Origin of the sequence: Photorhabdus sp. S10-54, from assembly GCF_963878145.1 — a bacterium.
In the GTDB taxonomy this organism is placed as follows: Bacteria; Pseudomonadota; Gammaproteobacteria; order Enterobacterales; family Enterobacteriaceae; genus Photorhabdus; species Photorhabdus kayaii.
The window spans coordinates 1-22158 of sequence record NZ_CAWNXG010000043.1 but is presented as its reverse complement, the minus strand read 5'-3'; the positions used below and the strand labels follow the sequence as shown (position 1 = coordinate 22158).

Here is a 22158-nt window from a genome sequence, read left to right as displayed (position 1 = left end):
CTAAATACTCTTCCTGTCAAAAGGACTAATTGTATTAACGACACGGCCCGCTTAAACCCCAAATCCAGAGTTCCCAGGCAGGCCGCAAAAATAAGACACAACCAAAAATATAGTGCAATTAAATATAGTACAATTAAATATAGTGCAATTACTCGTTTTCGTCTTCCAGCTTACTCTCCATTGACTTAAGACGTTTATTCATTTCATTGATATTCATGACTAAAGCTGCCGTCTTACGCCAAACTTTATTTGGTTGTGCCGGAATTCCAGAGGAGTATACACCAGGTTTAGTGATAGGACGCATCACCATACTCATCCCAGTGACTGTTACCTTATCACAGATTTCCATATGTCCATTAATGACACTGGCGCCACCAATCATACAGTAACAACCAATTTTCAGACTACCGGCCATGATCACACCGCCAGCAACCGCCGTATTATCACCAATGATAACATTATGAGCAATCTGACACTGGTTATCGATAATGACTCCATTGCCAATAATGGTATTATCCAAAGCGCCTCGATCGATAGTTGTACAGGCGCCAATCTCAACCCGGTCACCAATAATGACTGAACCTAATTGAGGGATTTTAACCCATTTACCACGATCATTCGCATAGCCAAAACCATCAGATCCGATCACTGTTCCTGACTGAATCAAACACTGTTCACCCATTTCAACATTATGATAAACAGAGACATTCGCCCAGAGACGAGTTCCCGCGCCAATACGCACATTTTTACCAATAAAGCAGCCTGCACCTATAACAACATTATCGCCAAGAACAACACCAGATTCGATAACCGCATTAGCTCCGACAGCAACGTTTTTACCCAAAGTTGCCTGAGGTGAAATCACCGCAGAAGGGTGAATATCCTGTGCGGGAACCGGTGTTGTATCCATAATCTGAGCCATATAGGCATATGCCAGATAAGGATTGGCAACGACCAATGCCGGAATATTGCAATAAGGAAGATCTGACGCCTGGAGAACAACAGCGGCAGCCTGACATTCACCTAAACGCTCACGGTAACGACTGTCAGACAAAAAAGTGATCTGTTCGCTATTGGCCGAATGCATTGGTGCAATACTGGTGATAACAATATCGCCATCACCATGTAATTGTGCATTCAACTGCTGAGCTAAATCAGCCAATCGAATTGAAGACATCTATTATTTAACCTGTTTCAATACACTTGCAGTAATATTTTTGCCAGATACTGAATAAGCAACAGCGTTCGCATCAATAACGACATCATAGCCTTCTTTGCCAGCAACCACTTTGATTGCATCCTGAATACGACTTAGAATTTTGTTGCGTTCTTCCATCTCGCGACGACGGTGATCTTGTTCAAAAGCTTGGGCTTTTTTGCCAAATTCTTCACGCTTAGCCATCACTTCTTTTTCCAGATTAGTGCGCTCACTGGATTTCATAGTGGAGCCATCACGCTGTAATTTCTGGATCTTGGATTGTAAATCAGATTCCATCCGTTGCAATTCAGATGCGCGGTTTTTAAACTCATTTTCCAACTGCTTCACAACAGCTTCGCGGGCTGGCAACTGCTGGAAAATCTCACCAACATTTACAACGGCAATTTTGTTTGCTGCCTGAGCACCAGCAGAGAAAGCTAATGCAATACCAAAACTTGCTGCACACAACCATTTTTTCACTATAAACTCCTTAAACCACGCTATCTGTAACCTATTGGAAAAACTTAGTTAATGCTCTGAAACCTACGATTTCAGAGCTTGCTCTATCAATAATAAGATAAAAATGCATTATCACCAGGTTTTGCCAATATTAAATTGGAATTGCTCTGATCTATCACCTTCGTAATCTTTAATCGGCTTAGCATAAGAGAACACCAGCGGACCTAAAGGAGACATCCATTGCAATGCAATACCCGCCGAAACACGGATATTACCTGGTTTACTGTAATCAGGTATACCTTTGCTCTTCATCGCAGCAGAATCATTCCAATCGGTATCCCAAACCGTACCTGAATCAATAAAGAATGAAGTTCGGACAGAATTCGAATACTTACTATCAAGGAATGGTGTTGGCGTAATCAACTCAAGGCTGGCTACCGCCATTGCGTTACCCCCTACAGCATCACGAGATGGACTCTCTTTCTTAGGCAATCCGTCCTTATACAGGTAAATAGCTTTAGGACCAATATTGTTAGAACGGAAACCACGAACCGTACTGGAACCACCTGCATAAAAGTTTTCATAGAATGGTAACTCTTTACCACCTAATCCATCCCCATAACCTAAACGACCACGCCCCAAAATCACCCAAGTATGATCATCATTAATTGGATAATACGCAGAGGTATCAAAAGTCACTTTATAGAATTCGTTATCCGAACCAGGAATAGTCACTTTACCATTCAGAGTCGATTTCACACCAGATGTTGGGAAGAAGCCACGATCAAGGTTGTTATATGTCCAACCTACATTCAAAGCGAAGTCGTCCGCTTTGAACTCAGCTTTACTTTTATAATCTGGTTTCTCTCCCATGGAATTCAGATAGCGCCACATTGCTGCCTGAGGAAGCATATTAGACAGCGAGTTATGAACATAATTTAATCCAAAACGCAGAGAGTTATTTTCATTAACCGGGAAACCGAGGAAACCATCTATACCGTAACTTTGGTTAGTATAACTGGATAATTCAGCATCATCGGCCCTGAAATCGTTGTAGAATACCCGGCCACCAAGACTCACACCATTAACTGTGAAGTATGGATCAGTGAAGGAGAGCTCAGCATAAGTTGAATAATCGTTCTTACTGGCATTAATCCCCACAGAATTACCTGTACCCAACCAGTTATCCTGCTGAGCACCGATCTGGAAACTGACACCACTTTCTGTACCAAAACCAACACCAAAGTTCAAAGAGCCGGTATTACGCTCTTTAACTTTATAAACAATATCTACCTGATCAGGGCTGCTTGGTACACGCTGAGTTTCAACATCTACCGTTTCGAAATAACCCAAACGGTTAAGACGCTCTTTACCCAGTTCAACCAGATCACTTCCTAACCATGCCCTTTCCATCTGACGCATTTCACGACGCAGAACGGAATCTTTAGTGGTGTCATTACCAGAGAAACGAATTTTACGAACATAGAAACGGTTACCTGCATCAATATTGACATGCAGTTTTACTGTCTTGTCCTGATCATTGATCTCAGGTTGCGTCATCACTCGTGGGTAAGCATAACCATAGCGACCAAGCAAGTTCTTGATGTCATTTTCCATTTTAGTCACCTGAGTCCCGTTATACAGAGAACCAGGCTCAATGGTAGCCAGTTTAGTAATTTCTGACTGATAACCCGCCATATTACCGTTCAGGTCAATACCTGATATTTTGTATTGATCACCTTCAGTTATATTTATCGTGACATAAATACCTTTTTTATCTGGCGTCAAACTGACCTGAGTCGAATCAATGTTAAAACGGGCATAACCGCGATCAAGGTAAAAACTGCGCAATGTTTCAAGGTCACCAGTCAATTTTTGTTTCTGATATTTCTGATCGGCAGTCAGATTCCACCACGGTACATCATCTCTAAGTTGGAAACGATTCAATAACTCATCAGAAGAAAATGATTTATTACCAACAATGTTAATTTGCTGGATTTTTGCCGAAACACCTTCAGCGAAAACCAGTTTCAAATCGACACGGTTACGTGGAAGTGGCGTAACAACCGCTTTTACACTGGCGTTGTATTTACCCACACTATAATAGAAATCCTCCAACCCTCTTTCGATATTGGACAACATCGTACGGTCAAGGGCTTCTCCGATCCGAACATGAGATGCCTCAAGGTTTTGTATCAACATGTCATCTTTCACCGATTTATTGCCAGAGAAAGTGATGCTGGCAATAGTCGGCCGTTCTTTTACCTGAACAATAAGTGTATTGCCATCACGCAGGACACGAACGTCTTCAAAGTTACCAGTAGCAAATAGTGCATGAATGGTATGACCGATATCTTCATCGCTGACCGTATCACCTACGCGAACTGGCATATTCAGTAATGCTGCACCTACGGCGACGCGTTGAAGACCTTCAAAGTGAATATCCTGAACTACGAATCCGTCTGCGCCGTATGCAGTGGCGCTGCCAAACAGCAGCGACGCTATGAGTAACTTTTTCATCGCCATCGTTGTAATGCGTCTTCCTAACTAGTCTTCCGCTTTAAAAACGGGAGAAATCATTGAAAAGTGCAAGCCCCATCAATAACACCAGTACTATGGCACCGATGCGATAGCTGAAGTCTTGTACACGCTCGGAAACTGGCCCACCTTTTATCTTTTCGATAAACAAGAAGAGCAAGTGTCCACCATCTAACACAGGTAATGGGATCAGATTAATAACCCCAAGATTGACACTTATTAGCGCCAAAAACATCAAATAATACACCAAGCCGGAATCAGCCGACACCCCCGCCCCTTTAGCGATAGAGATAGGCCCACTCAGGTTGTTAATTTTCACATCACCAACGATCAGCTTACCAATCATACTGACAGTTAATCGCATCAGTTGCCAAGTCTTATCTCCTGCCTGATACATGGCAGAGAAAGGCCCGTATTGCTGAACGATTCTATATTCATCGGCTAATGGCACAACTCGCAGTTCCACACCGGCAAAACCAACTTTCCTGCCACCAGACTGTTGTCTTGCTTCCGGCGTCATAGAGAGAGAAATAATATGACCAGCCCGATCCACGGAAAGTTCCAGCGGGACATTCGGATTATTGCTGACAAAGGATGTAAAAGTATGCCAAGTATCTATTTCCTGGTCACCGACTTTAACTATCCTATCCCCCTTTTGCAAACCCGCTTTTTCTGCTGCGGAGCCAAGGATAACTTTTTCCACCAGAGAATCCAAACGAGGACCGACAGGCATAATCCCTAGTGACAATACAGGATCATGCTTATCCGGATCAAAGCTCCATTGCTGCAAATCCAGAGTTTTCTCCACCGGATATGATGAGCCTGGAGAGATAACCTGAACAGTCATATTATCGTCACCTATCTTACCTATCAGAGCAAAACGAACTGAATTCCAATCAGGCGTTTCGATACCATCTACGGATTTTAGTTCCATTCCCGATGAAATATTTGCTTGCGCAGCGATAGAATCTGGTTTGATATCCGCAACAACAGGACGTATTGCCGGCACACCAATAATAAACACCAACCAATAAACCACAGCCGCCAATAAAAAGTTAGCAATTGGCCCAGCACTGACTACCGCAGCACGCTGACCAAGTGTTTTATTATTGAATGCCATATGACGGTGTTCAGGAGAAACAGGTGAAACACGCTCATCAAGCATTTTCACATATCCCCCCAGTGGAATAAGGGCTATAACATATTCAGTTCCTTGACGATCTGTACGCCGCCATAGAGCTTTACCAAAACCAATGGAGAAACGTTCAACGTGAATACCACACTTTCTGGCCACCCAAAAATGGCCAAACTCATGCACAGTGATCAATATCCCTAGCGCAATAATAAAAGCCGCCAGATTCCAGAGAATTCCCATCATATTCTTCAAACACCGTCAAACATAGAGATCAAAATACCAGCAACATTAGGCCAGTAAAAACAGGGATCGCAGCCGTCAGGCTATCAATACGATCCATAACACCGCCATGTCCCGGAATTAGCTGGCTGCTATCCTTAATACCCGATTCACGTTTGAACATACTCTCAGTCAAATCACCAAATACAGAAGCGATAACAACAATAGCAGAACACAACATGAGTTTTTCAGGCATTGCAGGTACTGGAGCATATTTCCCAAACAACCATGAAATAATGGCCGCTGTCATTAACCCCCCCATTAATCCTTCCAGCGTTTTTCCTGGAGAAACTTTCGGTGCCATTTTACGTTTACCTAAAGTACGTCCGAAGAGATAAGCACCGGAATCCGCTCCCCACACTAGCAACATGACATACAATAACCACCATGCACCATAATATGAATTATCATCATATCCCTGAGTCCGTAACACCATCATTCCACAGTAAAACGGCACTAATGTCAGGACACCAAACAAAAGGCGCAATAAAATGGAACTCTTCCAAATTACAGCGGAAGAAGGATAGGTAACAACCAGAAGCGTCGCGACAATCCACCAAATCATTCCCCCCCATAGGATAAAAGTGATTTGTGGTTGTCCAATCAAATCAGTGAAATCTGGCAGAGTATATTGTAAGGCCAATAAACCAATAGCAAACAGAACTGCCAAAATAGCCCGTTTCTTTTGGTTAAATAAGCCAGCGAATTGCCCCCATTCCCATGCAGCAAGGGCTGAAACAGCAATAATCACCAGCCCAAACGCTACTGGTGGCAGCAAAAATAGAGCGGCAATCACAAGAGGGATTAATATCACAGCCGTTATAAGGCGGTACTTCAGCAAGAGTTCCTCCTATGATCCCACATCGGCATCGTCTGGTATTGTTCCGCCAAACCGGCGTTCTCTTTTGGCAAAGGCATTAATTGCACCTTCAAAAACGTTTTCATCAAAATCAGGCCAGAGTATATCGGTAAAATAGAATTCTGCATAAGCTATCTGCCATAACAAAAAATTACTGATACGATGTTCACCTCCGGTTCTGATGACCAAATCAACCTGAGGCTGCTGGCTTAGATTCATATAATTATTAACTAATTCTTCAGTAATATCCTGTGGCTCAAGGGAATTATCCTTAATCTGCTGAGCAATTTTCTGAACACTTTGAACAATATCCCAACGACCACCATAATTTGCAGCAATATTAAGTTGCAGACCCGTATTATTAGCGGTCAACTTAACTGAGCGATGGATTCGATCCTGTAAACGCTCGCTGAACCGGCTGATATCACCAATAACAGATAATCTAATATTATGCTTATGTAAGCTTTTGATTTCGCTATCTAGTGCAAAAATAAATAATTCCATTAAAGAGCTGACTTCTTGTTCCGGCCGATTCCAGTTTTCACTACTGAAAGCATACAACGTCAGTGACTCAATTTTATGTTTAGCCGAGAAACTCACCGCACTACGTACCGCTTTAATCCCTGCACGATGACCAAAGGCTCTTAATTTCCCTCGTTTCTTTGCCCAACGGCCGTTACCATCCATAATAATAGCAACATGCTTAGGTAATAATGACAATAAATCGTTCTGATGATGATCGCTGGATAATATCACTCAATTAATCCTTTGCTGGTCAGGGTAATTCTCTTACAAGTTCAGGCATCCAAACATAAAAAAGCCGTGTCTGGTATCCACAGCTTGGGTAAAAGCCTAATTATCTGGAAGAGAACTTCCAAAATCTGAACCGTTAATTATATCAACCAACAGTTATACGCAAACTATACCATCAGGTAAAAATGCGGACAAATACCCATTTGCCAATCAAAGACTATCTGATAAATGAACGAATAGTCTTTATAGCTAAATCTCTTGCGAGATTATCAATCTGTAAGACTTCCTCAATGCTCTGAGGTTCCGGCAAATTTAGTTTTTCTACAACCTGCCGGTTTATAATTGCAATATCTGTGAAAGAGATTCCATTTTGTAAAAAAATCTTAACGATTTCTTCATTCGCTGCATTCAACGCCGTCGTTGCAGCCTGACCTGCGTGGCAAGCTTCAATAGCCAGTTTCAAACATGGATACCGTTCATAATCCGGTTTCGAGAACGTCAGTGTACCTAAAGAATAAAAATCAAGAGGTTCAACACCAGAAGCAATACGATTTGGGTATGCCATTGCATAGGCAATTGGTGTACACATATCCGGTGTTCCTAATTGAGCAATAACGCTACCATCCTGATAACGGACCATAGAGTGAATGACTGACTGAGGATGGACTACCACTTCCATTTCCGCAGCAGATGCATTGAACAGACAACACGCCTCAATATATTCCAGGCCCTTATTCATCATTGTCGCAGAATCTACCGAAATCTTACGCCCCATCGACCAATTCGGATGAGCACAAGCCTGGTCCGGTGTTACAAAAGCTAATTGCTCCAAAGGGGTATGACGAAAAGGCCCGCCAGATCCTGTCAGAATGATATTAGCAATTCCATATTGTTTTAGATCTCCGCGCCCAAGGTTTCGTTGTATTACCTCTGGTAAGCTCTGAAAAATAGCATTATGCTCACTATCAATGGGTAATAATTGAGCATTATGTTTCGCTACAGCATCCATAAAAAACCGACCGCTGGTGATCAGCGACTCTTTATTAGCAAGTAAAATCTGTTTACCCGCCCGGATGGCAGCCAGCGTTGGCAATAAACCAGCCACACCAACAATCCCAGACATAACCTGATCAACATCATTCAAAGCAGCCAAATCACACGCAGCCTGTTCCCCGAAAAATACCTCGGTTTTACAACCTTGTTCAATAAGCAGCTGACGCAACTCTTTTGCGGAAACTTCATCCGCCATTGCAGCATATTGAGGCCGAAACTCCAGACATTGCTCAGCCATAACCTGGATATTTTTTCCAGCGGCAAGCGCTGTTACTTTGAATTTATCAGGATTATTGCGAACTACAGTAAGTGTACTTTTGCCTACGGAACCTGTGGAACCAAGGATGGTCAACCTTTTCATACTGATGCTCTGAATTGTTTTATTTGATGTGTATTGATACTTGTCTGATTTGCCTGGCTATGAACGCTCATGACTTCAGAGAAATGCCGAATAAAAAATAGCGCCGCACGATAGCAGCGCTTGATGTATCTCATAAAAGAGATTAGAACTCCATCAGTTCTTCTTCTTTCTTCGTTAAAGCTTCATCAACTTTTTTGATGAAATTATCCGTCAGCTTTTGAATATCATCCTGCGCACGACGCTCATCATCTTCACTGATCTCTTTGTCTTTCAGCAGTGCTTTGATTTTGTCGTTAGCGTCACGACGAATATTACGCACAGAGACACGCCCCTGCTCAGCTTCGCCACGAACCACCTTAATCAGATCCTTACGGCGCTCTTCTGTCAATGGTGGCAAAGGAACACGGATTGTTGTTCCCGCAGAAGATGGATTCAGCCCTAAATCAGAAGCCATGATTGCCTTTTCAATCGCCGGCGTCATAGTACGATCAAATACCGTGATAGCTAGGGTACGTGCATCCTCAGCGACGACGTTAGCAAGCTGACGCAAAGGCGTTGGTGTACCATAATACTCAACAGTGATACCATCCAGCAGACTAGGAGAAGCCCGGCCAGTACGAACCTTGCTGATTTGGTTTTTAAGTGCTTCGACGCTCTTTTCCATACGGTCTTGTGCGTCTTTTTTGATTTCATTAATCACGTTACAAACCCTTGGGAACTGGTTGTTTTAAAGCCATAAGCTATTATGACCATGTTTGTTAAATTTGGCGTATCAGGCGACTCATCATACCGCTAAACATCTCTGGTGTCTTTGAACATTACTCGTGAGAAATCAGGGTGCCTTCATTTTCCCCCATTACCACACGACGCAACGCTCCCGGCTTATTCATGTTAAATACGCGAATAGGTAAGCTGTGATCACGAGCCAGCGTGAATGCCGCCAAATCCATAACTTTCAATTCACGCTCTAATACCTGCTGGTAAGAGAGCTTATCGAACAATACCGCTTCCGAATCTTTAGCCGGATCAGCCGAGTAAACACCATCTACTTTAGTTGCTTTTAGCACAACATCTGCTTCAATCTCAATACCACGCAAACACGCTGCCGAATCTGTAGTAAAGAACGGATTGCCGGTACCCGCAGAGAAAATAACAACACGGCCATGACGTAATAAACTAATCGCTTCTGCCCAACTATAGTTATCGCAAACGCCATTTAAAGGAATTGCAGACATTAGACGGGCGTTCACATAGGCGCGATGTAATGCGTCCCGCATTGCCAGACCATTCATCACTGTTGCCAACATGCCCATGTGGTCGCCGACTACACGGTTCATCCCTGCTTCTGCCAAGCCAGCACCACGAAACAGATTACCACCGCCAATGACGACACCGACTTGTACGCCTAACTCAACCAGTTCTTTGACCTCCTGAGCCATGCGATCTAACACGCTGGCATCTATACCAAAACCTTCTGCACCTTGCAGGGCTTCTCCACTGAGTTTAAGCAGGATACGCTGGTATACGGGTTTTGCATTGGTTGCCATGATGTTCTGTCCTAAGCAGAAAAGTATATTGGGGATTTACATACATCCGAGCCATTCTGACCAGATGCAAAAACTCAACACCTACTGGGATAGGCGATTTAGATTAGATAAAACAGAACCGCCATTTGGCGGCCCTGTTTGTAAAAATTAAGACTATTTACTCATTGCAGCAACTTCTGCTGCGAAATCAGCCTCAACTTTCTCAATACCTTCACCCACTTCATAACGGATGAAGCTAGTCACTGTAGCAGTGTTTTCTTTCAACAGATCGCCAACTGTTTTGCTTGGATCCATCACGAAATTCTGACCTGTCAGAGAAATCTCACCGGTGAATTTATTCATACGGCCAGAAACCATTTTCTCTGCGATTTCGCGTGGCTTACCAGACTGCATTGCGATATCCAGTTGGATTTGGTGCTCACGATCAACAACATCAGCTGGTACATCACTTGGGTTAACATATTCTGGCTTGCTCGCAGCGATATGCATAGCAACATGCTTAATCAGCTCTTCATTAGCGCCAGCGCCTTCAGCCGCAACCAGAACACCGATACGAGCACCATGCAGGTAAGTACCCAGTTGTTCACCTTCTAATACAGAAACGCGACGAATGTTAATGTTTTCACCGATTTTAGCAACCAGTGCAGTACGTTGTTCTTCAAACTTAGCTTTCAGAGTTTCAATATCAGAGATTTTATCAGCCAATACTGTTGCCATAACTTCTTTACCGAAAGCGATGAAACCTGCATCTTTGGCAACAAAATCAGTTTCACAGTTCAGCTCAACCAGAGCGCCGAATTTGCTATCAGCAGCCACTTCCGCCAGGATGATACCTTCAGCAGCAACACGGCCAGCTTTCTTAGCCGCTTTCGCTTGACCTGATTTACGCATGTTGTCAATCGCTAATTCGATATCGCCATTAGCTTCAACCAGCGCTTTTTTACATTCCATCATACCTGCGCCAGTACGCTCACGCAGTTCTTTTACCAAAGCAGCGGTAATTCCAGACATTTGTTTTATTCCTCGATGTATCCCGCAGGAAGAGAGTATTCCGCATGGATAGTTCTTATATCAGATACGTAAAAGGGGGCCATAACAGGCCCCCCTAACCAATATATTTCAATACCTGGTTAATAAGGGCTCAATAATGAGCTTGCCTTATTATTCAGCTTCTACAAAGCTTTCTTCTGCCTGAACAGCCAGATCTTGAGAACGACCTTCACGAACAGCAGTAGCAACAGCACCTAGATACAGTTTTACTGCACGGATTGCATCATCATTACCAGGGATGATGAAATCAACACCATCTGGATCAGAGTTAGTATCAACAACAGCGAATACTGGGATACCCAGGTTGTTTGCTTCTTTGATAGCAATGTGTTCATGTTCAGCATCGATAACAAACAGAGCATCAGGTAAGCCGCCCATATCTTTGATACCGCCCAGACTATTTTCTAACTTACCAAGTTCACGAGAACGAATTAACGCTTCTTTCTTGGTCAGTTTGTCAAAAGTACCGTCCTGAGACTGTGCTTCTAAATCTTTCAAACGTTTGATGGATTGACGAACGGTTTTCCAGTTAGTCAACATACCGCCTAACCAACGGTGATTAACGAAGTATTGATCACAGTTCTGAGCTGCTTCTTTAACCGCTTCGCTCGCAGCACGCTTAGTACCAACAAACAGAATTTTGCCTTTGCGTGAAGCAATTTTGTTCAGTTCAGCTAACGCATCGTTGAACATTGGAACAGTTTTTTCCAGATTGATGATATGCACTTTGTTACGAGCACCAAAGATGAATGGTTTCATTTTTGGGTTCCAGTAACGAGTCTGGTGACCGAAGTGAACGCCCGCTTGCAGCATATCGCGCATGGAAACAGTTGCCATTGTAAACCTCTGTAAAATATTAAGTTGGGGTTATGCCTCCACGAGTCCCATAACACCGACTCTTTAGCTGCATGTTCTGCATGAGAGCACCCCGGTGTATGTGCCGACCCGTGTGTGTTATTTACACAGTGAGTATGTTTAACGCCACCCTGTTTTGCCTCAGTGGCAAATACACAGAACGCCGGTGCGCTTTATATCATAAACAAGCCTAAGACACCAACTTTTGTTGCCATTCTCTGATAGCTCAATGTGGAAAGAAAAGCCCGATTACGAACGGTATTCTTGATGAGTAAATAAAGGTAACGAGGGAAATAGGGCTGCCAACTGTTATTGGCAGATATTCTGTAGGCTGATACCATTAGTTCAATAATTTTTTCCTTGTTGAAAAACAGACAACCAGCAGATTCGCTGGCTTTGAATGGACAAGTTTCATGGCAATCTCAATTAAAACCTCTAAAGATATTGAAAAAATGCGCATCGCTGGTCGACTGGCGGCAGAAGTGTTGGAAATTATTGAACCTTACGTCAAACCCGGTGTAACAACAGGTGAATTAGATCGTATCTGTCACGATCACATTACCAATAAACAACAGGCTGTCTCTGCCTGCCTTGGCTATCACGGTTTCCCAAAATCTGTTTGTATCTCTGTTAATGACGTCGTGTGTCATGGTATCCCAAGTGATGATAAAACCTTGAAAGATGGCGATATTGTTAATATCGATGTGACTGTCATCAAAGAGGGCTTCCACGGTGATACATCAAAAATGTTCATAGTTGGTAAACCAACCATTCAGGGTGAGCGCCTGTGCCGCATCACTCAGGAAAGCCTCTATCTAGCCTTGAAAATGGTGAAACCCGGTATTCGCCTGCGCACTCTTGGTAGAGCTATCCAACAATTTGTTGAAGCCAACGATTTTTCTGTGGTCCGTGAATATTGCGGTCACGGCATCGGCGAAGGTTTCCATGAGGAACCACAAGTACTGCACTATGACGCCGATGATGGTGGTGTTGTACTGCAAAAAGGTATGGCTTTCACTATCGAACCAATGGTTAACACCGGTGACTATCGCATCCGTACCATGAAAGATGGCTGGACAGTCAAAACGAAGGACCGCAGCCTGTCCGCTCAGTATGAACATACCATCGTTGTTACTGATAACGGCTGCGAAATCATGACATTGCGTAAAGAAGAAGAGCCAACCCTTTCCGCAGTCTTGGTAAATGAATAATTAAAATAGCAAACTACGAAGCCTTGTTGAAATCATACAAGGCTTCTGTCTCTTCTCTGCAATATCCCTTGTTTAGCCCCCTACTTTCTCAGTAATCTGGCCGTTATGATTCGCCTTTCTCATAGGTTTATACTTATGTCAGCAGATATCGCCACAATTCAAGCCCCTATCCCGCCACTTTCTCCCGCTGATTTTTCCAGTGAAGATCTTCGCTACCCTGTGTTGAAACAGCACCTCGAAGAATTTCAGCTTTGGCTGGAACATGCATTTAAAGCGGGTATTTCCGCAGAAGCCTTGATTTCTGCACGCAGTGATTACATAGACCAGTTGTTACAACAATTGTGGTATGCCTATGGATTTGATAAAATTTCATCACTTTCATTGATTGCCGTCGGCGGATATGGCCGGCGAGAACTGCATCCGCTATCTGATATCGACGTGCTGATACTCAGTGAACAACCACTCACACCGCCTCAAGCTCAGAATGTCGGACAATTTATCACTTTACTATGGGATATCCGACTGGAAGTCGGCCACAGTGTCCGCACACTTGAAGAGTGTTTGCTGGAAGGGTTATCAGATCTGACTATTGCGACGAATTTAATCGAATCACGGTTAATTTGTGGCGATCCATCCATTTTTCTTCGATTACAGCGACATACCTTCAGTGATGGTTTTTGGCCTTCCACTGAATTCTTTGATGCCAAAATTGTCGAACAACACGAACGCCATCAGCGCTATCACAGCACCAGTTATAACCTGGAACCTGATATCAAAAGCAGCCCCGGAGGATTGCGAGACATTCATACCCTACTGTGGGTTGCCCGCCGCCATTTTGGTGCAACCTCCATAGATGAAATGGTCGACTTTGGTTTCCTGACAGCAGAAGAACGTAATGAATTAAATGAATGCCAAAGTTTCCTCTGGCGTATCCGCTTTGCTCTTCATCTGATAGTCAATCGTTATGATAATCGTCTATTATTTGATCGCCAGTTCAGTATTGCTCAATTACTAGGCTATCACGGAGAGCGTAATCAACCGGTAGAACGAATGATGAAAGATTTCTACCGGATGACACGCCGCGTTAGCGAACTCAACAATATGCTACTGCAACTGTTTGATGAAGCCATTCTGGCATTGGAAACCCATGAAAAGTCCCGCTCGTTGGATAGTGAATTCCAACTACGGGGGCAACTTATTGATCTCATCGATGAAACCCTGTTTATCAAAGAACCCGCCGCTATTATGCGAATGTTTTATCGCATGGCGGAACATGAAGAAGTTCAAGGTATTTATTCTACTACGTTACGCCACCTCCGTTATGCACGCCGCAACCTGTCTCAGCCATTGTGTGAATTACCGGAAGCTCGCCAAATCTTTATGGATATCCTACGTCACCCAAGGGCGGTTGAAAGCGCATTTGTGCCCATGCATCGTCACAGTGTCCTTGGCGCTTACACACCGCTTTGGGGCAATATCGTCGGTCAGATGCAGTTTGATCTGTTTCACGCCTATACCGTCGATGAACATACCATCCGCGTACTGAGAAAACTGGAAAGTTTTGCCGATGAGAATAATCGTCCAGCCCATCCACTCTGTGTTGAGCTATACCCTCGTCTGCCTCAACCAGAGCTTCTACATCTTGCTGCACTATTTCATGATATCGCCAAAGGGCGTACCGGCGACCATTCTGAACTTGGCGCTGACGATGCGCTAGCGTTTTCACTGCAACATGGGCTTAACTCACGAGAAGCTGATTTGGTAGCCTGGCTGGTTCGTCATCATCTGTTAATGTCAGTCACAGCTCAAAGGCGAGATATTCAGGACCCAGAAATCATCAAGCAATTTACCCATCAAATCCTCAATGAAACCCGGTTACGCTACCTGATATGCCTGACAGTCGCTGATATCTGCGCCACCAATGTCAACCTATGGAATAGTTGGAAGCAGAGCTTGTTACGGGAACTCTATTTCTCTACAGAGAATCAATTGCGCCAGGGAAATACGCCAGATTTTCGGGAACGCATCCGTCATAACCGTTTCCAGGCACTTGCTCTGTTGCGCCAGGATAATATTAACGAACAGAAACTTCATCAGCTTTGGAGTCGTTGTCATGCAGATTATTTTCTTCGCCATACGCCAAAACAACTTGCCTGGCACGCCCGTCATTTAGTGCAACATGATTCTCAAGAGTCACTAATACTGATAAGTACCAAGCCAACCCGTGGCGGTACAGAAATTTTTATCTGGAGCGTAGATCGTCCTTCCCTGTTTGCGGCGGTTGTCGGCGAACTGGATAGACGTAACCTGAGCGTTCATAATGCTCAGATCTTTACCAATCGTGATGGTATGACAATGGACACTTTCGTGGTACTGGAACCCAATGGTCATCCTTTAGCATCGGATCGCCATGAAATAATACGTAACGCACTTTTACAAGTTGTTCTGGCTCCCCATACCAAAACACCGAAAACACGAAAATTGCCAACCAAACTGCGTCACTTCAACGTACCAACAAAAGTAACCTTCTTACCTACCCATAACGAACGACGAACCTATATGGAACTATTTGCCCTGGATCAACCGGGATTGCTGGCAAGGGTCGGTAATATTTTCGCCGAAATGGAGGTTTCACTGCATGGTGCACACATCACCACCATCGGTGAACGTGTCGAAGATTTTTTTGTGCTGGCAGATAAAGACCACAAGGCATTAAATAAAAAAGTCAGAGAAGAATTGTCAGAAAGGTTGACAGCAACCCTAAATCCAAAGGATAAAATATAACTCAATATAAGCCCATGATTCGGACGATAACCAAGGAACCCGATGCAATGCAGCAATTACAATCCATTATCGAAAATGCTTTTGAAAACCGTGCAACGCTTACTCCAGCAACCGTCAACCATGAAACACGTGATGCAGTTACTCAAGTCATCAACCTGCTGGATAGTGGAAAACTGCGCGTTGCAGAGAAAATTGACGGTCAGTGGGTCACTCATCAATGGCTAAAAATGGCTGTACTGCTCTCTTTCCGTATTAATGAAAATCAGATCATTGATGGCACAGAAAGCCGTTATTTCGATAAAGTTCCGATGAAATTCTCTAACTATGATCAGGCAAGATTTGAAAAAGAGGGCTTTCGTGTAGTGCCTCCTGCGGCAGCACGTCAAGGGGCCTTTATTGCCCGTAACTGCGTACTGATGCCTTCCTATGTCAACATCGGCGCTTATGTCGATGAGGGAACAATGGTAGATACCTGGACAACAGTCGGCTCCTGTGCCCAAATTGGTAAAAATGTCCATTTATCCGGCGGTGTCGGTATCGGTGGTGTATTGGAACCATTACAAGCGACCCCAACCATCATTGAAGACAACTGCTTTATTGGCGCCCGTTCTGAAATTGTAGAAGGTGTGATTGTCGAAGAGGGCTCAGTGATTTCAATGGGGGTCTATATTGGTCAAAGCACCAAAATCTATGATCGTGAAACAGGAGAAATTCATTATGGTCGTGTCCCTGCGGGTTCTGTTGTTGTCTCTGGCAACCTCCCATCAAAAGATGGTAGTTACAGCCTGTATTGTGCTGTCATTGTCAAAAAAGTGGATGCCAAAACACGAGGAAAAGTGGGCATTAATGAACTCCTCAGATCGATAGATTAAACTTTAAAATAGCGGATAATAAATAAGTCCGCTATTTTTTTGCTTTTTATCATCATTACCAACCTCAGTTAGTGTTATTAATATAGGCAGTTTGAATACGGACAACATGCACGCTCCGAAACGTACACAGAGTCCGTAAGGTATTCGGAGACGATCCGGATTCAAAATGACGCATAGAATAACCTACTGGGAAAAATACCCTTAAGGTGGTGCCATGTACGATAACTTAAAGAGTCTGGGGATCACATATCCCGAAGAAATTGACCGCTATAGTCTGCGTCAAGAAGCTAACAACGATATTCTGAAAATCTATTTTCGTAAAGATAAAGGTGAATTCTTTGCTAAAAGCGTGAAATTCAAATATCCGCGTCAGCGCAAGACTGTGACTGCAAACAATGCAGAGCAAGGATACAAAGAGATCAACGAAATCAATACCAACCTGCGTTATGTGATTGAAGAGTTGGATCAGATTTGCAAACGTGACCAAGTAGAAATCGATTTGAAACACAAAATCCTTGATGACCTGCGTCATCTTGAACACGTTGTTGCCAACAAGATTGCCGAGATTGAAGCCGATCTGGAAAAATTAACCCGCAAATAAAACGGTTCTATTAATTACACCGCCTATATCCTATTCGATATAAGCGGTGTATTGTAATTATTCAATTAATTCTCCCCATTGCCTGATCCAAGGCTGAGCAAAAACTTCCGGTTCAGCTTCTTCCACTGCATCCACCATCAAAACTTCACCGATTCTTATTGATCCTTGTTCTTGTAGTAATTCATCAAAAGTGCGGCCACCACCACAAAAATTCTCGTAACTGCTATCACCCAAGGCGATCACACCATAGCGTAATTCTGGCTGATAACCCAGTTCATCTCGCAAGGCATAATAAAGAGGTTGAATATTATCGGGCAAATCCCCTTGTCCAGTCGTTGAAGTGATAACTAAAACCATTTGATCGAGATAGGATTGCCACTGTTCCAGCTCCCCCTCTTCAAAGACTTCTACATCGTGACCTTGTTGTTCAAAGATCTGCTGTGCTTCTTCTGCAACAGCGAGCGCGTTACCATAAACAGTACCAACAAAAATACCTATCTTTGCCATAACCTATTTATCTCTTTTTAAAGGAATTATTAGTTATCCTCGCTGGCAACAGCAGAAAACTCAACCCTTCCCAAATCAGGGATAATTACCTTACCAGCTAAGTCGTCGCGTCAAATCAAATATTGCCACTATCAAGTTGACTCTGTCATGTAAACAGTATCCTAAAACGGTAACAAATAATCATCAACAGCATCGTTTTCTATAACAACCAAGATAAAGTAACAGAAGTGACGTCGTCTTAAATCAAGTTATTTAATCAATAATAATTCAGTGTTAAAATCACTTTTTTAAACAACTTTAGTTGATAATATTGATATTAATATGAAAAATGACTATACCCTATGGATTTCAAGTTGCATCGCGACGGCAAGGGAATGAATCCCCGGGAGCATAGATAACTATGTGACCGGGGTGAGTGAGTGCAGCCAACAAAGAGGCAGCTTGAAAGATGACGGGTATATATCCTTTTCTTCAAGATCAACAATAGCATAATGAGATTAATAGAATGGCACAAATAAGCACTAAATAAAGGAAAACCCTCACCATGTTTAACAATAGAGCTGTTGTGCTGAGTATACTATTAAGTGCCGCAAATATTACCGGCTCATCGGGTCTAATGATTTGGGTAGATACCGTGCTTAAAAACGGAGGCATGATTTTAAACGCTTATATTCCTGTTTTTTCCTATTTATTGGGGTTATCTCTGGGATGTATGACCATATCTTTTTTTATTCGAAAAATGAATATTGCTTTGTTTGAAAAACATATTTTTGGCTTCTTCTTATTAATAGCAACGATAAACTGCATTCTCTTTGCAAAAGAAATAATACTTATTCCAGTTTGGCTGGATGCTCTGCATAGAATATTATGGGGAGTAATAAGTGGATTTATTGTCATAATGGGAAGAAATATTCTTATAACTACAGGAAATGAAAAGAAAACGAATAGTAATTTTTCTATTTTAAGCTTGGCGTTATTAAGTCTACCATTTTTAATTCCTGTTATTTTCTCTCTTTTAGGTTTAAATTCCCGTACATCAGCAGACTTTTTTTCTGCTTTTATTTACTCTATTGCTTCAATTATTTATTTCACTGACTTTAAAAGCCATAATTTAAAAAATAACAATTTAAAAAGCAATAACTTAAAAAAACAAAAACACAATATTAAATATCCTGTAGAAACAACCAATAAATTAGTTGTTTTCTTTGCCTTTTCCAGTTTAGTTATCATCAATGTTTGCTTTTTCCTATCCTTAATGATTATGCCAGCAATGCGAACAAAATATTTTGAACATATTGATATAATTCAAATGTATATCATATTACTGATTATATGGTTCCCCTGTGCAATTGGGATCATGAAAATCATTAAATCTGCACTTTTAACCAAAATAATCATGATAGGTAATATCATGCAATTATTCTCTCTCGGATTCTGCTTACTTAGCATTATAACAAATTCTGGCATACTCTATTTGCTATTCACAATTATGGTATTTTTAGCTAATAGCATTATGCAACCTATTTTTTTCTCTTATTTGGGATTATATTCAAAAAACTCTCTTTATACTTTGGGTATGCAATCAGGGATTTATGTCTTTATTACTATGATCATTCTTTTTTATACTATTTATTTAGATGTTGGCGTTGAAGAAATCATTGCTGGATTTACAATATTACTAATTTCTTCAATAATTATCTCGCCTATTTTTCGCTTTGCCGTTGACTCTAAAAAGCAATAAAGCCAGCGTAATTATTATATTAAAAAATTTATTGCGCAATGAAGAAACATAATAATGACGGGCATTTCACACGAACAAAAATCAACCGCACTGACTAATAATACAGCCAAATTTCCTTTTCTCAATAGAAGAAACATTCATATTCTTCAATTATATCATCTAAAAAATTCAAATACTTATATACCCGTCATCTTTCAAGTTGCCTCTTTGTTGGCTGCACTCACTCACCCCGGTCACATAGTTATCTATGCTCCCGGGGATTCGCTCCCTTGCCGTCGCGATCCATCTTGAAATCCATAGGGTATATACTTACAGAAAATATTTATTTTATGCCAAGTGATGAGGATGATATAGATACCACACAATTGAAAGATACGCTATTACAAATGATTAGTTTGGTAATTATGAAGGATAAAAAGCACCCTAAAGTGCTTTTTATACAACCATTGATGATAAGCAGTAAAGGTACAATAATCATACCCTACATTAGCTTGCTAATACCTTTTTATTTCTAAAGTAAGTACTTAGTAAAGCAAAGAAAGTAAAAAGTATCAGTAATATCCAACTTAAGTTATAACTACCTGTAATATCTCTTAATATCCCTACTAATGGCGCAATAACAATCACAGATACTTGATTAGCAGTCATAGCCAAACCTAAAGCAAATCCCATCCTATCCTTAGGGGCTGTGTCTGCTATATAAGCTACCCAAGGGCCATACCAACCTACTCCAAAGAAACCAAGTAAGATCATTAATGGGAATAAAAAATAATAACTATCAGTTTTAATAAAAAATAAAATAGTGATTCCAATTAAAGAGAAAAATAAGCAACATAATACTTGAAAATATCTATTTGTTTTTGTTCTGTCACTCCAGGCAGCTAAGGCTATTCTTCCTACAACCCCAGAGACAAGAGCTGAGAATAATAAAGTTGCACCTATAGATGGAGAAATTTTTAGCTCTTCATAAAAATAAGAAATTAGATAAATAACCACACTATATTGAATGGCTGTTAAACAAGCCCCAGACAACATAATATTAAACATAGCAGGTTCTTTAACCATTAACATTTTATTTCGGATAGTCGATATAATATTAATGTGCCGTATTTGCTTTGCTCTAGGATCTTTATCTTTATAAAATATAAAAAAAAGTGTAGCCCCAAAAATAGCAATGCATCCACTGGCAAAGAAAGCGAAATGCCAATTAAAACGTATTGCCAAAAATGGTAAGATTAAACTTGCTAAAGCCCCTCCTAGAGGTAATCCTGCTTGTCTAATCCCCATAGCAAAACCTAACTGACTTTTTGAAAACCAATTAGAAACAGACTTGGCCCCACCTGGTTGCGCAGAGCTATACCCAATCCCAAGAATAAATAAGAGTATGAGAATCGCATAATAGTTATCAAAAAATAGGGTAAAACATAGAGTCATTCCAACTAAAAAAACACCTATACTTACCACGTACTTTTCATTAAACCTATCAAGTAATTCTCCAGCTATTAGTAAACCAACTAATGGTGCAAGTTGAGCAGACGATACTAGTAACCCAATTTGGAATGCAGATAACGACATCTGTTGTTGCAATAGTGGAGCGATAGAACCTATCCCTTGAACAAAAAAACACGCACATGCCTGCGTTATCGTAGCTATAAATAACACTATCCATTTATAATTTTCAATATTTTGATTTATCACGAATTAATTATCCTAGAAGATCTTTATAAAAAACCACTATAAGAATATGGATAAGTAAAGTTATCGGCCTTACTTTGTTCTGTTAAGAATAAAAATTTCTGAATTCCCTTTTGAGAGTTAATTTGGTTAATCGCTTGATAAAGGGAGTTAACGGCATCATAGGCAGGATCCACCCATTCCTTAACATTTTTAAAAATATACTTTAATTCATCTTTAATATTAGGAAAGTGAGTACATCCTAAAATCACTACATCCACGTTAAAAGCAGTTCTTTTTCCTTGTCAGTAAGTTCAATACCGTCAATACAAGAAATTGTTGTTGGTGCTCTTTCTTCATTTCGCATACAGACAAGTCCCAAGAATTCAGCTCTTGCTGGATGAAAGGCATCTTCTACATGAAACCCAAAATCTTTATTTGAACCACTGCTTGAATTAGGGACATTTTGTAATTCTTCGAAAGGGATAATATTATTGTATATACTACCATTTCGTTGGGAAGTAAATCCCATTCCTTCTCCCAATAAAGATCCATATATACCCAATAAACTTCAAAATGCAGTTTTTAGCACCTGAAAATGGTCGTTAATTCTGGACGTCAGCGAGTCCGCTATATCAGGTAGCGTTGTAGTGAAAAATTTGAACACTTTGTCTCGAAATT

General features: G+C 41.5%; 20 protein-coding genes. 5 read left to right on the top strand and 15 right to left on the bottom strand.

Translation table 11 applies throughout. The annotated features are described in order from the left end of the window. Positions 1-148: 148 nt before the first annotated feature. From lpxD to rpsB, 11 genes are all read right to left on the bottom strand, one after another. Positions 149-1177, bottom strand: coding sequence for a UDP-3-O-(3-hydroxymyristoyl)glucosamine N-acyltransferase (gene lpxD / locus AACQ83_RS18885; RefSeq protein ID WP_112879151.1), 1029 nt, complete (start codon positions 1175-1177; stop codon positions 149-151). Between the two features lie 3 nt (positions 1178-1180). Then, positions 1181-1678 carry a molecular chaperone Skp gene (gene skp, locus AACQ83_RS18880; protein ID WP_112879150.1) on the bottom strand — a complete coding sequence of 166 codons (498 nt, stop codon included), beginning with the start codon at positions 1676-1678 and terminating at the stop codon, positions 1181-1183. A 111-nt stretch (positions 1679-1789) separates the two neighbouring features. Continuing rightward, positions 1790-4183 carry an outer membrane protein assembly factor BamA gene (gene bamA / locus AACQ83_RS18875; protein ID WP_112879149.1) on the bottom strand — a complete coding sequence of 798 codons (2394 nt, stop codon included), beginning with the start codon at positions 4181-4183 and terminating at the stop codon, positions 1790-1792. A 34-nt stretch (positions 4184-4217) separates the two neighbouring features. After that, a complete protein-coding gene (rseP, locus tag AACQ83_RS18870) occupies positions 4218-5573 on the bottom strand; it encodes a sigma E protease regulator RseP (RefSeq protein ID WP_112879148.1) in 1356 nt (451 codons plus the stop codon). Positions 5574-5601: 28 nt separating this feature from the next. Continuing rightward, positions 5602-6450, bottom strand: a complete 849-nt coding sequence (cdsA, locus tag AACQ83_RS18865; protein WP_112879147.1) for a phosphatidate cytidylyltransferase — start codon at positions 6448-6450, stop codon at positions 5602-5604. Positions 6451-6459: 9 nt separating this feature from the next. Beyond that, positions 6460-7155 carry a (2E,6E)-farnesyl-diphosphate-specific ditrans,polycis-undecaprenyl-diphosphate synthase gene (ispU, locus tag AACQ83_RS18860; protein ID WP_228900898.1) on the bottom strand — a complete coding sequence of 232 codons (696 nt, stop codon included), beginning with the start codon at positions 7153-7155 and terminating at the stop codon, positions 6460-6462. Between the two features lie 283 nt (positions 7156-7438). After that, positions 7439-8635: a 1-deoxy-D-xylulose-5-phosphate reductoisomerase gene (gene ispC, locus AACQ83_RS18855; RefSeq protein ID WP_112879146.1), complete on the bottom strand. Its 1197-nt coding sequence runs from the start codon at positions 8633-8635 to the stop codon at positions 7439-7441. Positions 8636-8777: 142 nt separating this feature from the next. Continuing rightward, positions 8778-9335: a ribosome recycling factor gene (gene frr, locus AACQ83_RS18850; protein WP_112879145.1), complete on the bottom strand. Its 558-nt coding sequence runs from the start codon at positions 9333-9335 to the stop codon at positions 8778-8780. Positions 9336-9453: 118 nt separating this feature from the next. After that, entirely contained in the window at positions 9454-10182 is a 729-nt protein-coding gene (gene pyrH, locus AACQ83_RS18845) for a UMP kinase (protein ID WP_112879144.1), read from the bottom strand. 153 nt (positions 10183-10335) lie between these two features. Further along, entirely contained in the window at positions 10336-11193 is an 858-nt protein-coding gene (gene tsf / locus AACQ83_RS18840; protein ID WP_112879143.1) for a translation elongation factor Ts, read from the bottom strand. 150 nt (positions 11194-11343) lie between these two features. Further along, complete coding sequence (gene rpsB / locus AACQ83_RS18835; protein ID WP_112879142.1) at positions 11344-12069, bottom strand: 30S ribosomal protein S2; 726 nt, start codon at positions 12067-12069, stop codon at positions 11344-11346. A 431-nt stretch (positions 12070-12500) separates the two neighbouring features. On the opposite strand from rpsB, the gene map reads away from it, so the two are divergent. From map to AACQ83_RS18815, 4 genes are all read left to right on the top strand, one after another. After that, entirely contained in the window at positions 12501-13298 is a 798-nt protein-coding gene (map, locus tag AACQ83_RS18830) for a type I methionyl aminopeptidase (protein ID WP_112879141.1), read from the top strand. A 135-nt stretch (positions 13299-13433) separates the two neighbouring features. Further along, positions 13434-16082 (top strand): bifunctional uridylyltransferase/uridylyl-removing protein GlnD, encoded by a 2649-nt coding sequence (gene glnD / locus AACQ83_RS18825; RefSeq protein ID WP_112879140.1) that lies wholly within the window; start codon positions 13434-13436, stop codon positions 16080-16082. Positions 16083-16129: 47 nt separating this feature from the next. Further along, positions 16130-16954: a 2,3,4,5-tetrahydropyridine-2,6-dicarboxylate N-succinyltransferase gene (gene dapD, locus AACQ83_RS18820; protein ID WP_112879139.1), complete on the top strand. Its 825-nt coding sequence runs from the start codon at positions 16130-16132 to the stop codon at positions 16952-16954. Between the two features lie 214 nt (positions 16955-17168). Further along, complete coding sequence (locus tag AACQ83_RS18815; RefSeq protein WP_011145044.1) at positions 17169-17555, top strand: DUF3461 family protein; 387 nt, start codon at positions 17169-17171, stop codon at positions 17553-17555. Between the two features lie 57 nt (positions 17556-17612). Here AACQ83_RS18815 and AACQ83_RS18810 read toward each other — a convergent pair whose 3' ends face one another. After that, positions 17613-18062, bottom strand: a complete 450-nt coding sequence (locus AACQ83_RS18810; protein WP_112879138.1) for a flavodoxin — start codon at positions 18060-18062, stop codon at positions 17613-17615. Between the two features lie 544 nt (positions 18063-18606). Here AACQ83_RS18810 and AACQ83_RS18805 point away from each other — a divergent pair. Beyond that, positions 18607-19803 (top strand): hypothetical protein, encoded by a 1197-nt coding sequence (locus AACQ83_RS18805; RefSeq protein WP_112879137.1) that lies wholly within the window; start codon positions 18607-18609, stop codon positions 19801-19803. 486 nt (positions 19804-20289) lie between these two features. Here the strand turns inward: AACQ83_RS18805 and AACQ83_RS18800 are convergent, their stop codons facing one another. The 3 genes from AACQ83_RS18800 to AACQ83_RS18790 are packed head-to-tail and all read right to left on the bottom strand — an operon-like array spanning position 20290 to position 22009. Beyond that, a complete protein-coding gene (locus tag AACQ83_RS18800) occupies positions 20290-21501 on the bottom strand; it encodes an MFS transporter (protein ID WP_205068667.1) in 1212 nt (403 codons plus the stop codon). Between the two features lie 23 nt (positions 21502-21524). Next, positions 21525-21758: a hypothetical protein gene (locus AACQ83_RS18795; RefSeq protein WP_113048473.1), complete on the bottom strand. Its 234-nt coding sequence runs from the start codon at positions 21756-21758 to the stop codon at positions 21525-21527. After that, on the bottom strand, positions 21749-22009 hold the full coding sequence (locus AACQ83_RS18790) for a hypothetical protein (protein WP_192881045.1): 261 nt from the start codon (positions 22007-22009) through the stop codon (positions 21749-21751). Before AACQ83_RS18790 ends, AACQ83_RS18795 begins: the two co-directional genes overlap by 10 nt. Positions 22010-22158: the final 149 nt, after the last annotated feature.

Coding starts and splice junctions, on each gene's coding strand:
- rseP (WP_112879148.1), bottom strand. CDS start 5,573: ATGATGGGAATTCTCTGGAATCTGGCGGCTTTTATTATTGCGCTAGGG.
- AACQ83_RS18810 (WP_112879138.1), bottom strand. CDS start 18,062: ATGGCAAAGATAGGTATTTTTGTTGGTACTGTTTATGGTAACGCGCTC.
- lpxD (WP_112879151.1), bottom strand. CDS start 1,177: ATGTCTTCAATTCGATTGGCTGATTTAGCTCAGCAGTTGAATGCACAA.
- tsf (WP_112879143.1), bottom strand. CDS start 11,193: ATGTCTGGAATTACCGCTGCTTTGGTAAAAGAACTGCGTGAGCGTACT.
- pyrH (WP_112879144.1), bottom strand. CDS start 10,182: ATGGCAACCAATGCAAAACCCGTATACCAGCGTATCCTGCTTAAACTC.
- AACQ83_RS18790 (WP_192881045.1), bottom strand. CDS start 22,009: ATGGGATTTACTTCCCAACGAAATGGTAGTATATACAATAATATTATC.
- map (WP_112879141.1), top strand. CDS start 12,501: ATGGCAATCTCAATTAAAACCTCTAAAGATATTGAAAAAATGCGCATC.
- ispU (WP_228900898.1), bottom strand. CDS start 7,155: ATGGATGGTAACGGCCGTTGGGCAAAGAAACGAGGGAAATTAAGAGCC.
- AACQ83_RS18815 (WP_011145044.1), top strand. CDS start 17,169: ATGTACGATAACTTAAAGAGTCTGGGGATCACATATCCCGAAGAAATT.
- ispC (WP_112879146.1), bottom strand. CDS start 8,635: ATGAAAAGGTTGACCATCCTTGGTTCCACAGGTTCCGTAGGCAAAAGT.
- glnD (WP_112879140.1), top strand. CDS start 13,434: ATGTCAGCAGATATCGCCACAATTCAAGCCCCTATCCCGCCACTTTCT.
- bamA (WP_112879149.1), bottom strand. CDS start 4,183: ATGGCGATGAAAAAGTTACTCATAGCGTCGCTGCTGTTTGGCAGCGCC.
- dapD (WP_112879139.1), top strand. CDS start 16,130: ATGCAGCAATTACAATCCATTATCGAAAATGCTTTTGAAAACCGTGCA.
- rpsB (WP_112879142.1), bottom strand. CDS start 12,069: ATGGCAACTGTTTCCATGCGCGATATGCTGCAAGCGGGCGTTCACTTC.
- AACQ83_RS18805 (WP_112879137.1), top strand. CDS start 18,607: ATGTTTAACAATAGAGCTGTTGTGCTGAGTATACTATTAAGTGCCGCA.